The organism is Mariluticola halotolerans (genome assembly GCF_021611515.1).
Taxonomy (GTDB): domain Bacteria; phylum Pseudomonadota; class Alphaproteobacteria; order Rhizobiales; family Devosiaceae; genus Mariluticola; species Mariluticola halotolerans.
The window spans coordinates 1525039-1539666 of record NZ_CP090960.1; the positions used below are offsets into that span (position 1 = coordinate 1525039).

Annotated in this window: 3 protein-coding genes; 2 read left to right on the top strand and 1 reads right to left on the bottom strand. The window is 57.6% G+C overall.

Annotated features, from left to right (window positions below; translation table 11 throughout):
* Position 1 precedes the first annotated feature (1 nt).
* Both L1P08_RS07310 and L1P08_RS07315 read left to right on the top strand, forming a co-directional pair.
* On the top strand, positions 2-1126 hold the full coding sequence (locus L1P08_RS07310; protein WP_303619342.1) for a type 1 periplasmic-binding domain-containing protein: 1125 nt from the start codon (positions 2-4) through the stop codon (positions 1124-1126).
* A gap of 211 nt (positions 1127-1337) precedes the next feature.
* The gene (locus L1P08_RS07315) at positions 1338-13403 is read left to right on the top strand and encodes a T1SS-143 repeat domain-containing protein (protein ID WP_303619343.1); all 12066 of its coding nucleotides are present in this window, start codon (positions 1338-1340) and stop codon (positions 13401-13403) included.
* A gap of 66 nt (positions 13404-13469) precedes the next feature.
* On the opposite strand, the gene L1P08_RS07320 is transcribed toward L1P08_RS07315, so the two are convergent.
* Complete coding sequence (locus L1P08_RS07320; RefSeq protein WP_303619344.1) at positions 13470-14339, bottom strand: transglutaminase-like cysteine peptidase; 870 nt, start codon at positions 14337-14339, stop codon at positions 13470-13472.
* Positions 14340-14628 lie beyond the last annotated feature (289 nt).

The window sequence follows — 14628 nt, forward strand, 5'->3', positions numbered from 1 at the left end:
CTTGGCCAGCACGTTCAGTTTAAAACGACCAAAGGGATTTACCGGCATTGCAGTGGCCATGCTGTTGATGCTTGTTGCCGGCTGCACATCTGGCGGCATGTTGAGCCAGAGCGCGCGCGCACCGGGAACCGAGACGCCGGCTGCAGACCAGGTTGGCGAAGGTTTGCAGGTTATCGGCATGCTGGTTGGCGATGAAGACGGCAGCCTTTCGGACGGCGTGGCCAACAGTGCCTATCGGGCCGGCAAGCTGGCAGCGACGACGCTGACAGGCACGCCGGTGACGCTGGTGATCCGCCGTTATGAGCGCAATGCCTCCTCCGTGAAAAAGGTTGCCGCTGATCTGGTGGCTGCCGGCGCAACCATTATTATCGGCCCTGATGATGCCCAGGGTGCCGCAACACTGGCTGATCTGCTCAAGGGCAAGGAAATCCCGATATTGTCGCTTGCGCGCGGCGCTGACCCTGCGGCTGGGATTTATGCGGCCGGGCTGTCGCTGGACGAAGAAATTGCAGCAACCATTGGGGAGATGCAAAAGCGGCGCCATGGCACGATCCTGATTGTTCGCACCGGCGATAGTGCCAGCGCTGCCTATGCCAGCGCATTAAGCGCTGCTGCGGGGGCTGCCGGCATTGCGGCCTCTGAGGTGGACTTTACGGATGCCGCGGCCGGACTTGCCCAACTCCGGCAACTTGCCGCAACCGGCAAAGGCGTGCCGAACGCAGTGGTGTTTGCCACAAGCCAGGGCCGCGCCGCGCCGGTTATCACCGAATTGCGCAATGAGGCGGCTTATGCCGCCATCGATATGGTGGGAAACAGCAGCTGGGATTTGTCACAGCATCCGCTGCCCCAGACAGGGCCGGTTTGGCACCCTTCCCTTTCCGGCAACAATCTTGCCAGCTTCAGCGAGAAGTTCTTTGCCGCGAACAGCCAGCGCCCCACCCTGCGCAGCGCGATTGCCTATGATCTGGTGATCATGGCAGGTGCTTTGCCGCAACTGGCACCCGACGATCCCTACCATCCCGAAATTCTGGGGAATGAGCAGGGCTTCAAGGGCATGACCGGCGGTTTCCGGTTTGATGAAAACGGCGTTGCCCGGCGAATCTACGTCATTAATAACATTAAGTAACATCCCGCCTTACACACCCTATTGTTAATTACGGCGGCCAAATCCGGCCGCCGTTGCTATATTCTGGTATGCATCCCTGTTAGGGTTAAGGAAGTATTGCCATGTACATGCATACATAGTTATGCATTTTCTCACCTCATCCCGTTGTTTGTACGTTAAGCGGGCTATACAGAGTTAAATAATATTTAATTCTTTATATTGTGAGGATGCCATGGCTATTCAGGATGATTTTGAAACTCGCGGTGTGCCGGCTGAGTTTGGCGCTGACGAGACAATCTCCGTAGATCCCATCCAGGTTGCCCAGATCGACACCACCACGCCGACAGCGCCCGCTGGTGTCGATGCGCCCCGATTGATCGAGATCGCGCTTGAGGATGGATCGATTGCGCGGCTTCCTGCCGGCGCCGACATCTCCCGGCCACAGCTTAACGGCACCGACCTTCAGTTCGTCCAGCCGGATGGTTCTGTCATTGTGATTGCGAATGGCGCGGTACAGGGCCTGACCCTGTTCATCGGCGACATCGAAATCCCCGCACAGACCGTTGCAGCGCTGTTCGAAACCAATGGTATTGAAACCGCTGCCGGGCCTGACGGCAATTCTGGCGCCGATGGTGCCTCGGGCAGCTTCCGTGATCCCGGCCCGCAGAGCGTTGGCGACGGCATCGATTACGGCAACCTGCTCGGCAACGAGTTTTTGAGTGACGGTGGCCCGGGCGCTTTCGAATTGCAGCAGGAAAACCTTGCGCCGGTCATTATATCGGCCATTGGTGGACGTCTTTCCGAAGAAGGCCTGAGCAATGGTATTGCCGATAATGACGGGTCTGACGATGGCAGCAATAGCAGCATTTTGACCGGCCGGATCGTTGCATCCGACGAAGGCCCGCTGACCTTCAGCTTTGGTGTTCCCGCGGGCACATTCACCTCGGGCGGCGTGGCCATCACCTGGGTCGCGACCGGCGGCACGCTGGTGGGCAGCGCCGGTGGCGCGACCGTTTTGACGGCGACCATCAATTCGGCTGGCGAATACACAATCGTGCTGTCCGCACCGCTTGATCACCCGATCGCCAATGTCGAGGACGAACTGGCAATCAATCTGCCCGTGACCGTCACTGACACAGGCGGCCTCTCTGCCTCGACGACGCTTGAAATCATCGTCGAGGATGACAGCCCCGTCACCTCAACGGCCGACACGGGCACTGTTGAAGATGAATCAACGGGCTTTTATCTCACCAATGAATTTGATGGCCTGTCGGCCACGGTTTCCGACGTCTCCCTCAATATCAATTGGGGCGCCGACGATTTTGACAATGAAGCGCTGACCGGCAATGGCAACCGCTCGGTTGCGTTCACAAATGACAGTGTTGTTGTTTCGGGCGCCTTTGACACAGCGCTGACCTCTGGCGGCGAGCCCGTCTCCTACACCGTTCTCTCGACCGGCGAACTGGTTGGCTATACCGGCAGCACAGTCCCGACTGGCACCGGCGATTCCGGCGTTGTATTCTTCGCAAGCCTTTCGGACGACGCCAACGGTTCCTATTCGTTCACACTGGTGAAGCCGCTCGACCATGAAGACGACGGCAATAATGACGAAAACGACCTGTCACTGACCTTCAACTACACCGCCACGGACAGTGATGGTGACAGTGTTGGCGGGACGTTCACCGTCAATGTGCAGGACGATACGCCCATTGCAATCGGCACGATCATTGACCGTTATGTCGAGGAAGAAGAACTCTCTGGCGGCAATGAGGATGACGTACCCGGTGGTTTGGCTCCGGATGCCGATGGGAACTATCCGTTTGTAGGTCATCTCAATTTGACGACAGACAAGGCTGGTGCCTCCCTCAACATTCTCTGGGGTGGGGATAACGGCAACTCCAATGGCGACAGCGGCTTTACCGGCACACAGATTGCCGGCGACCGTTCGGTGGTTTTTGCAACCTCCAACAGTGTGGCACCCGTGGTCATCACCGCGGCAGAAGCTGCAGCCTTCCTCACCGTTACCGGTGGCAATGGCGGCATCAGCCTGGCTGACCTCACCTCTGGTGGTGAAAGCCTCGTTTATGCCCTGTCGAACAATGGCTCGGCTCTGACAGCCACGACAGCAAGCGGCGCGCCTGTGTTCACCGTCACGCTTTCCGATATCGCCAGCGGCTTCTACAGCTTCGATCTTGACGGGGTGCTCGATCACCCGGTCACAGGCAACAGCCCCAGCGACGAGGACGTGCTCTCCTTCAACTTCACCTTCACAGCACGTGATGGTGATGGCGACGCCACAACGGCAGGTTTCACTGTCAAAGTGATCGACGACAGCCCGGTGATTGACACGTCCTTGATCACGACAGGTACTGTCGAGGAAGAACAATCCCAGGTTGCCGGTCCAGGCAACGAAGACAATGACGGGGTTGGTGACGCGGATTACACGAGCTATTTTCTTGGTTTCATTCCGATCTCGCATAACAACGAGACCACGCATCTGACGGGTGGTTCCCTGGGGATCCGGTGGGGCGCGGACAATGCCAATGACGGCAATGGCCAGCCCGGCGACCGTTCGGTTGCCTTCGGTCCGGATGCGATTGACAATCTTTTGGCCCAGAACCTGACATCGGATGGCAATCCGATCAGCTACAAGCTGTTCGACACGGCCGCAGGCCAGGTTCTTGTTGCCTATACAGGTACCGAACCGGCAACCCCGGGCGATGTGAACAGCTCTGATCCGGTGTTTCTTGTCGGCCTCTCCGATGCATCGACGAACGGCTCTTATGAGTTCACGCTGATCAACACGATTGATCATCAGGGCGATGTGCAGGGTGAAGACACTCTGGCTTTGAACTTCCAGTTCACCGCCACCGACAGCGATGGCGACACAAGTGCACCGGCAACCTTCAGCGTCAATGTCATCGACGATACGCCCATTGCAATCGGCACGATTTTTGATCGTTATGTCGAGGAAGAGGCGCTTCCGGATGGCAACGAAGACACTGCACCTATCGGTGTTGAAGCCGTTGGGGCATTGTCGAACTCTGGTCCGATCACGGATGCGATCGGGGCCTCCCTCAACATTCTCTGGGGTGGCGACGACGGCAACGCCAATGGCGACAGCGGCTTTACCGGCACACAGATTGCCGGCGACCGTTCGGTGGTTTTTGCAACCTCCAACAGTGCAGCACCCGTGGTCATCACCGCGGCAGAAGCTGCAGCCTTCCTCACCGTTACCGGTGGCAATGGCGGCATCAGCCTGGCTGACCTCACCTCTGGTGGTGAAAGCCTCGTTTATGCCCTGTCGAACAATGGCTCGGCTCTGACAGCCACGACAGCAAGCGGCGCGCCTGTGTTCACCGTCACGCTTTCCGATATCGCCAGCGGCTCCTACAGCTTCGATCTTGACGGGGTGCTCGATCACCCGGTCACAGGCAACAGCCCCAGCGACGAGGACGTGCTCTCCTTCAACTTCACCTTCACAGCACGTGATGGTGATGGCGACGCCACAACGGCAGGCTTCACCGTCAAAGTGATCGACGACAGCCCGGTGATTGACACGTCCTTGATCACGACAGGTACTGTCGAGGAAGAACAATCCCAGGTTGCCGGTCCAGGCAACGAAGACAATGACGGGGTTGGTGACGCGGATTACACGAGCTATTTTCTTGGTTTCATTCCGATCTCGCATAACAACGAGACCACGCATCTGACGGGTGGTTCCCTGGGGATCCGGTGGGGCGCGGACAATGCCAATGACGGCAATGGCCAGCCCGGCGACCGTTCGGTTGCCTTCGGTCCGGATGCGATTGACAATCTTTTGGCCCAGAACCTGACATCGGATGGCAATCCGATCAGCTACAAGCTGTTCGACACGGCCGCAGGCCAGGTTCTTGTTGCCTATACAGGTACCGAACCGGCAACCCCGGGCGATGTGAACAGCTCTGATCCGGTGTTTCTTGTCGGCCTCTCCGATGCATCGACGAACGGCTCTTATGAGTTCACGCTGATCAACACGATTGATCATCAGGGCGATGTGCAGGGTGAAGACACTCTGGCTTTGAACTTCCAGTTCACCGCCACCGACAGCGATGGCGACACAAGTGCACCGGCAACCTTCAGCGTCAATGTCATCGACGATACGCCCATTGCAATCGGCACGATTTTTGATCGTTATGTCGAGGAAGAGGCGCTTCCGGATGGCAACGAAGACACTGCACCTATCGGTGTTGAAGCCGTTGGGGCATTGTCGAACTCTGGTCCGATCACGGATGCGATCGGGGCCTCCCTCAACATTCTCTGGGGTGGCGACGACGGCAACGCCAATGGCGACAGCGGCTTTACCGGCACACAGATTGCCGGCGACCGTTCGGTGGTTTTTGCAACCTCCAACAGTGCAGCACCCGTGGTCATCACCGCGGCAGAAGCTGCAGCCTTCCTCACCGTTACCGGTGGCAATGGCGGCATCAGCCTGGCTGACCTCACCTCTGGTGGTGAAAGCCTCGTTTATGCCCTGTCGAACAATGGCTCGGCTCTGACAGCCACGACAGCAAGCGGCGCGCCTGTGTTCACCGTCACGCTTTCCGATATCGCCAGCGGCTCCTACAGCTTCGATCTTGACGGGGTGCTCGATCACCCGGTCACAGGCAACAGCCCCAGCGACGAGGACGTGCTCTCCTTCAACTTCACCTTCACAGCACGTGATGGTGATGGCGACGCCACAACGGCAGGCTTCACCGTCAAAGTGATCGACGACAGCCCGGTGATTGACACGTCCTTGATCACGACAGGTACTGTCGAGGAAGAACAATCCCAGGTTGCCGGTCCAGGCAACGAAGACAATGACGGGGTTGGTGACGCGGATTACACGAGCTATTTTCTTGGTTTCATTCCGATCTCGCATAACAACGAGACCACGCATCTGACGGGTGGTTCCCTGGGGATCCGGTGGGGCGCGGACAATGCCAATGACGGCAATGGCCAGCCCGGCGACCGTTCGGTTGCCTTCGGTCCGGATGCGATTGACAATCTTTTGGCCCAGAACCTGACATCGGATGGCAATCCGATCAGCTACAAGCTGTTCGACACGGCCGCAGGCCAGGTTCTTGTTGCCTATACAGGTACCGAACCGGCAACCCCGGGCGATGTGAACAGCTCTGATCCGGTGTTTCTTGTCGGCCTCTCCGATGCATCGACGAACGGCTCTTATGAGTTCACGCTGATCAACACGATTGATCATCAGGGCGATGTGCAGGGTGAAGACACTCTGGCTTTGAACTTCCAGTTCACCGCCACCGACAGCGATGGCGACACAAGTGCACCGGCAACCTTCAGCGTCAATGTCATCGACGATACGCCCATTGCAATCGGCACGATTTTTGATCGTTATGTCGAGGAAGAGGCGCTTCCGGATGGCAACGAAGACACTGCACCTATCGGTGTTGAAGCCGTTGGGGCATTGTCGAACTCTGGTCCGATCACGGATGCGATCGGGGCCTCCCTCAACATTCTCTGGGGTGGCGACGACGGCAACGCCAATGGCGACAGCGGCTTTACCGGCACACAGATTGCCGGCGACCGTTCGGTGGTTTTTGCAACCTCCAACAGTGCAGCACCCGTGGTCATCACCGCGGCAGAAGCTGCAGCCTTCCTCACCGTTACCGGTGGCAATGGCGGCATCAGCCTGGCTGACCTCACCTCTGGTGGTGAAAGCCTCGTTTATGCCCTGTCGAACAATGGCTCGGCTCTGACAGCCACGACAGCAAGCGGCGCGCCTGTGTTCACCGTCACGCTTTCCGATATCGCCAGCGGCTCCTACAGCTTCGATCTTGACGGGGTGCTCGATCACCCGGTCACAGGCAACAGCCCCAGCGACGAGGACGTGCTCTCCTTCAACTTCACCTTCACAGCACGTGATGGTGATGGCGACGCCACAACGGCAGGCTTCACCGTCAAAGTGATCGACGACAGCCCGGTGATTGACACGTCCTTGATCACGACAGGTACTGTCGAGGAAGAACAATCCCAGGTTGCCGGTCCAGGCAACGAAGACAATGACGGGGTTGGTGACGCGGATTACACGAGCTATTTTCTTGGTTTCATTCCGATCTCGCATAACAACGAGACCACGCATCTGACGGGTGGTTCCCTGGGGATCCGGTGGGGCGCGGACAATGCCAATGACGGCAATGGCCAGCCCGGCGACCGTTCGGTTGCCTTCGGTCCGGATGCGATTGACAATCTTTTGGCCCAGAACCTGACATCGGATGGCAATCCGATCAGCTACAAGCTGTTCGACACGGCCGCAGGCCAGGTTCTTGTTGCCTATACAGGTACCGAACCGGCAACCCCGGGCGATGTGAACAGCTCTGATCCGGTGTTTCTTGTCGGCCTCTCCGATGCATCGACGAACGGCTCTTATGAGTTCACGCTGATCAACACGATTGATCATCAGGGCGATGTGCAGGGTGAAGACACTCTGGCTTTGAACTTCCAGTTCACCGCCACCGACAGCGATGGCGACACAAGTGCACCGGCAACCTTCAGCGTCAATGTCATCGACGATACGCCCATTGCAATCGGCACGATTTTTGATCGTTATGTCGAGGAAGAGGCGCTTCCGGATGGCAACGAAGACACTGCACCTATCGGTGTTGAAGCCGTTGGGGCATTGTCGAACTCTGGTCCGATCACGGATGCGATCGGGGCCTCCCTCAACATTCTCTGGGGTGGCGACGACGGCAACGCCAATGGCGACAGCGGCTTTACCGGCACACAGATTGCCGGCGACCGTTCGGTGGTTTTTGCAACCTCCAACAGTGCAGCACCCGTGGTCATCACCGCGGCAGAAGCTGCAGCCTTCCTCACCGTTACCGGTGGCAATGGCGGCATCAGCCTGGCTGACCTCACCTCTGGTGGTGAAAGCCTCGTTTATGCCCTGTCGAACAATGGCTCGGCTCTGACAGCCACGACAGCAAGCGGCGCGCCTGTGTTCACCGTCACGCTTTCCGATATCGCCAGCGGCTCCTACAGCTTCGATCTTGACGGGGTGCTCGATCACCCGGTCACAGGCAACAGCCCCAGCGACGAGGACGTGCTCTCCTTCAACTTCACCTTCACAGCACGTGATGGTGATGGCGACGCCACAACGGCAGGCTTCACCGTCAAAGTGATCGACGACAGCCCGGTTGCGAGCAATGCCGCAGCCCCTCATCCCGGCGTCTCAAACGCCATCGTTGATGAAGATGACATTGTTGCCAATGCCGTTCAGGGCGCAGGCACTGATGGCAGCCAGGCTGCTTCGGCATCCGGCACGCTCAAGGTTGATTTCGGCGCTGACGGCTTCGGGTCGACAGCCTTTACCGGTGCGTTCGAAATCCCCAATGTTGGCTCAGGCACACTTGTCGCCGGCGATCCGGGCATCGATTCAGGTCTCACATCCGACACACGGCCCGTCATGTTCCGTCTCTCGGCTGACGGCCAGACGATTGAAGCCTATACCGAGGCCACAGGTTCAGCTGCGGAAGAAATCATCTTCCATGCTGATCTCGACCTCAACTCGGCCGACTGGACTGTAACCCTGCTGGGCAATATCGATCACCGCCCCGGTAGCAGCGGTCAGTCGATCAACTTCACGGTCGAGGCACAGGATGGCGACAATGACGCCATCGAGGTGACCCTCTCCACCCGCATCCTTGATGATGCACCGGTTGCGAGCAATGCCGCAGCCCCTTACCCCGGCGTCTCGAACGCCATCGTTGATGAAGATGACATTGTTGCCAATGCCGTTCAGGGCGCAGGCACTGATGGCAGCCAGGCTGCTTCGGCATCCGGCACGCTCAAGGTTGATTTCGGCGCTGACGGCTTCGGATCAACAGCCTTTACCGGTGCGTTCGAAATCCCCAATGTTGGCTCAGGCACACTTGTCGCCGGCGATCCGGGCATCGATTCAGGTCTCACATCCGACACACGGCCCGTCATGTTCCGTCTCTCGGCTGACGGCCAGACGATTGAAGCCTATACCGAGGCCACAGGTTCAGCTGCGGAAGAAATCATCTTCCATGCTGATCTCGACCTCAACTCGGCCGACTGGACTGTAACCCTGCTGGGCAATATCGATCACCGCCCCGGTAGCAGCGGTCAGTCGATCAACTTCACGGTCGAGGCACAGGATGGCGACAATGACGCCATCGAGGTGACCCTCTCCACCCGCATCCTTGATGATGCACCGGTTGCGAGCAATGCCGCAGCCCCTTACCCCGGCGTCTCGAACGCCATCGTTGATGAAGATGACATTGTTGCCAATGCCGTTCAGGGCGCAGGCACTGATGGCAGCCAGGCTGCTTCGGCATCCGGCACGCTCAAGGTTGATTTCGGCGCTGACGGCTTCGGATCAACAGCCTTTACCGGTGCGTTCGAAATCCCCAATGTTGGCTCAGGCACACTTGTCGCCGGCGATCCGGGCATCGATTCAGGTCTTACTTCCGACACTCGGCCCGTCATGTTCCGTCTCTCGGCTGACGGTCAGACGATTGAAGCTTATACCGAGGCCACAGGTTCAGCTGCGGAAGAAATCATCTTCCATGCTGATCTCGACCTCAACTCGGCCGACTGGACTGTAACCCTGCTGGGCAATATCGATCACCGCCCGGGCAGCAATGGCCAATCGATCAACTTCACGGTCGAGGCACAGGATGGCGACAATGACGCCATCGAAGTCACCCTCTCCACCCGCATCCTTGATGATGCACCGGTTGCAGGACTGCCCGTTGCAGGTCAGGTTACCGAAGCCAATACCGAGCTGTTGATCAACAATGGCAGCTTTGAGGCCAATTCGCTGGCCACAGGCGCACCTGGCGTTATCACCAATCCGCTGGGCAATTATACCAGTGGCAGCCCTGCCGGCTGGTCTATTTCAGGCCAGGGCGGCTTGTTCGCCCCGAATGACTTTATCAGCGATGCAGACGTTCACGTTGGTGACAATGTGGTCTGGCTGCGTGGCGGTGCGACCCTGTCCCAGGATAGCGGTGAGGCGCTGGTTGCCGGTGCGGGTTATACGCTCACCCTGAATGTCGGGGACCGGACGGACCAGGCATGGCCAGGTGGTGAGGTGCGTTTGCTTGCCTCCAATGACGGTGGTGCAACCACATTCGTGGTCGCGCAGATGGCCCTGCCGACACCGGCGGATGGTGACTGGACCAATGTGCGGCTGGATACAGGCCCGATTGATCCTGCCTATGCTGGTTACGCGCTCTATATCGAAGTGCAGCAGGATGCCTCCGGTGGTGGCAACCAGATATTGATCGACGACATTCAGCTCGAGCGCTTTGATGCGGCGAGTGACACGGGTTCGCTCAATATTGCCTGGGGCGCTGACGATGACCTTTCCTTGCGCAGTGTCGCTTTCGACACCGCACTGGCTGGCACGACCACGCTGAAATCGAATGGCGAGACTGTCGAATATACGCTGAGCAATGGCGACACCCTGCTGACGGCGACCGCTGACGGACGTGCGATCTTCACCGTTGAGCTTTCGAAGAGCGGTGACGGCAGCTACACGTTTACCCTGCTCGACAGCCTTGATCATATCGGCGTTGGCAATGATACCAGCCTCGATCTGGCCTTCGGTATCGTCGTCAAGGATTCGGATGGTGACACGTCGACCTCGACGCTGACAGTCAGTGTTGATGATGACGTGCCAACAACGACCCAAGCGGACCGTTGGGTCACGCTGGACGAGGCTGACCTTTCCGGCGGGGCGGTTACGGCTGACAAGTCTTTCAACATCGACTTTGGCTCCGATGGCTATGGCTCCAGTGCATTCAGTGGTGCAATGAAGTTCGATACCGGCCCGGATAACATCTTCTTTGATGTCTCCGGTGGTGCGACGACTGTCCCAGAGCTGAAATCGGGCGGCCAGGTGGTAACGTTCGAGCTTTCCGCCGACCGCAGCACAATCATTGGTTATGTCGCGGCGAGCGATGCCCTGTTGGGCGTCCGCATCGACGTGTTGGAAATGAAGCTGAGCGACACGGACACAAGTGTTCAGGTGACATTGTTCCAGCCTCTTGATGACAAAGAAGTCTCTGGAGCGCTCACCACATCGTTGCGCATCGACGCCACGATTGAGTTTGCGGATGGCGATGGCGATATTGTTACCAGTATCCTGCGTGCCACCATTGAGGACGATGTACCGGTGGCCAATCTAGTTACCGCCACGATGGGCGAGAATGAGACCATATTTGTGCCACTGGCTGACGGGACCGACTATCAGGACGGCGCTGATGGCGCAGTTGGGTATTCCTTTGGCCCCGCTTACATGACAGGGGCACCCGCAACCGCAACTCTTGGTTCACCTTCCTTCTATCCCTCGATTGTGCCGGGCGGACTTCAGGTTTCGGTCGTACCCGGTTCAGCATTTGATGCGCTGGCCGAAGGCGATACGGTAACTTTGAATCTTCCATACAAGGTATTCGACGGTGATGGCGATACGGCCGAAAATGTCATCCAGGTAACCGTCACAGGCACCAATGATGCGCCTGAGATTGGGGTCGCATCGGTCGTGTCCGGTGCGGTCTATGAAGTTGGCAGCATTCCGGGGATCATCGAAGCGGATGCATTGGGTGGTTATGCACCCGATCCTTCTCTTTTGACCGTGGATGTTGTCGCGGCCCTTGCGTCGCTGCCGCCCACCACACCATCCGATGTTGTGGATGTGCTGGATGATGTGCATGCGCTGCTGGGCGGTGACATGGCCACAGCAATCGCTGTGGTCTGGCATTACCTTGATGTTGAATATGGCTTGGTGACCGGCGGCACGCCGGCGGTTAACGAGGCGTTCGTTTACCTCGGTGTGGCTTACGCCGAATACCTGAAGGACGGTGGACGGCCGCTGACTGATACGATTGCCAAGTTCACACCTGACAGCCCCGCCGATGCCGACAGCAATCCGGAGCGTTTGCAGTCCCTGCATGACAACCTGTTGGGCAACCTGAACTCGGTATCTCTAGGTGCCCGCTTCAGCGGCACATTGCTGGGTGATCTGACGGCGCTCGTGCAAGGTGTCGATGGTGACCTGCTTTCCCGCCCTGTTTACAGTGGCGATGAGGGGGTAACCAACAATTCGGCAGGCTGGGATGCGACCCATGGCTATACCAGCGCCACAATTTCGGGCGTTCTGAACGCAAGTGATGTTGATCATGATGCGGTTCTGACCTGGTCTATCCAGGGTTCCGGAGATGGCACCTATGGCACGATTTCCATCGATCCGACGACTGGCGAGTGGACCTACACGCTGGATGACAGCCGCCCGGCAACCCAAATCCTTGGTACCGGTGACGTGGAGACAGACAGCTTCACCGCCATTGTGACCGACGACAAGGGCGCAACTGCAAGCGTTACGGTGACCATCACTGTCAACGGCACTGACGATAACAGGTATGTGGGCACGCTTGGTGCCGACATTATCACCGGTGGTGATGGCAATGATCTTCTGGTTGGCCTTACCGGCATTGACACGCTGAATGGCGGGGCGGGTGATGATACCTTCCTCATCGGTGCCGATATCGTTGATGCTGACACTTATGGCCCTCGTGACTTTGCGCTTGGTGACGGCACCGAGATCGAAATCCCGCTTACAGGGCTGTCCGGTGAAAGCGACCGGATCACCGGTGGCACCGGCAACGACACCATCGTGCTGGAAGCTGCGGCTGGTGCGGCTGGGTTTGTGTTCGACAAATACAACGGTTCGTCCAATCCCTTGTCGGGCGTCGAAAATATCATCGGCACAGAGGGTAACGACCTCATCATGCTGGCGGCCAATTACACAACCGATGGCGGTGCGCCGACTATCGATGGCCGAGGCGGCAATGATCATATTTCGGGTACCAATACCAATGGCGACACGCTGATTGGCGGGACCGGGGATGATGTTCTGTCGGGTCTTGCTGGCAATGATCTACTGATCGGTGGCGAAGGCAATGACACGCTTTATGGCGGGACCGGGGGCGACACGTTCAAGTTTGGCGAAACCGGTGCCGGCAATGTCGATGTGATTGCAGATTATGTATTCGGCGACGATGATACGATTGATCTGTCGGATCTGCTGGATGCCGCATTCAACACCGGTGACGACGTCGCAAACTTTGTGAAGCTCGAAACCTCGGGCGGCAATACGACCGTACAGGTTGATGTTACCGGCAGTGGTTCTACTTGGGTCGATGTCACAACACTCCAGGGCGTTGACTCAGGTGATGTGACGATTGCCTTCGAGGGAAATGAATACACGCTGACGATCTAGTCAATTACGCGATAAACAAAAATGGCCCGCTTTTGCGGGCCATTTTTTTGTCTAGATGCCGGAGACTTAACGCCCCTCGCCCAGCTGAATGGCCGCAAGGCCGCCCGGGCCCAGCGTGGCAACGCTGGAGGATTTGCTGGTAAAGCCGTGAATGAAGCTCTTGTTGCCGACAAAGGACGCTATGGGCGCGTAAGAGCGAAACAGGGTGTCGTTGGCAACCACATTGCTCATATTGTCCAGAATATAGCGTTCCCCGTCCACGTGAACGGCCAAGACGGCGTGGTAGAGCTGGCGGCGTGTGTCTTTGAGAACAATGAACTGCAATTGCTCTGGGGCGAAACCTATACGGTTGAGCAGCGTCATTTTGGCAATGGCATAATCTTCACAATCACCTGTGCCCCGCAGCGCACTCTGTTCAAGACTGGCCCAATCATCGCCACGGTCTGATTTGTAACGGATTGCCTTGTTCACTTCGAGATTGATCAACCGCATGGCCTCAAGCTGGGACAGACCGGCCGCCTTCTTTGCGGCGGCGGCCATGCGCTTGCCCGCAGCCGACTTGCACAATGCGCCAGTGCATATCGTTGCATCGCCACTTGTCGCTTTGGGTGCGAAGTTTTCCCATTGGTCAAAAGCCTTTAACTGGCCAACAGGCACCACAACCGAGCGGAATACGTTATAGCTGTCCGGGGTAACCGCAGGCGCGCGCAGGAGAGGACGGGCAGGCATTGGCCGTACGGGCAAGGCCGATGTCCAGCGCCGCTCGGCACGCGTGAAATGCGACAATGGCGCTGGCGCTTCCATAGACGACACCGTGCCGCGATCGGCAGCAAAGCCATTTACATCAACGCGCGCCTGAACCTGTGCGCTGCTGAGAAAAAACGCCACCGACAATGCGGCCGCAGCTCCAATGGTTACTATATTATTCTTACGCATTTTTCTTTCCCTGTTACAGGAAAGACTAGCGCTCAACTCATAATACTAAGCAAAGCAGCATGATTTATTTGGCGTTGCTAAATTTGATAAAATTTTATGCTTCTTGCTTCCTCCGCAGCCCGATCCGTTTCGAGCTTTTGCAATATTGGCGCTGTATAGTACCAATCCATAAGTGTTAGCGCGCAAACCTCGGCCACACCCGCCAGCGCCATTTGCCGGAAACCCTCACACCGTGAAATGCCTTCATGTGGCGCTTTATGAGCATTTGTTTGCCGCCGCACTGGTGATT

What these genes read in the sequence shown, in the direction of transcription:
- L1P08_RS07315 (WP_303619343.1), top strand. Translation starts at nt 1,338, where the DNA reads ATGGCTATTCAGGATGATTTTGAAACTCGCGGTGTGCCGGCTGAGTTT.
- L1P08_RS07320 (WP_303619344.1), bottom strand. Translation starts at nt 14,339, where the DNA reads ATGCGTAAGAATAATATAGTAACCATTGGAGCTGCGGCCGCATTGTCG.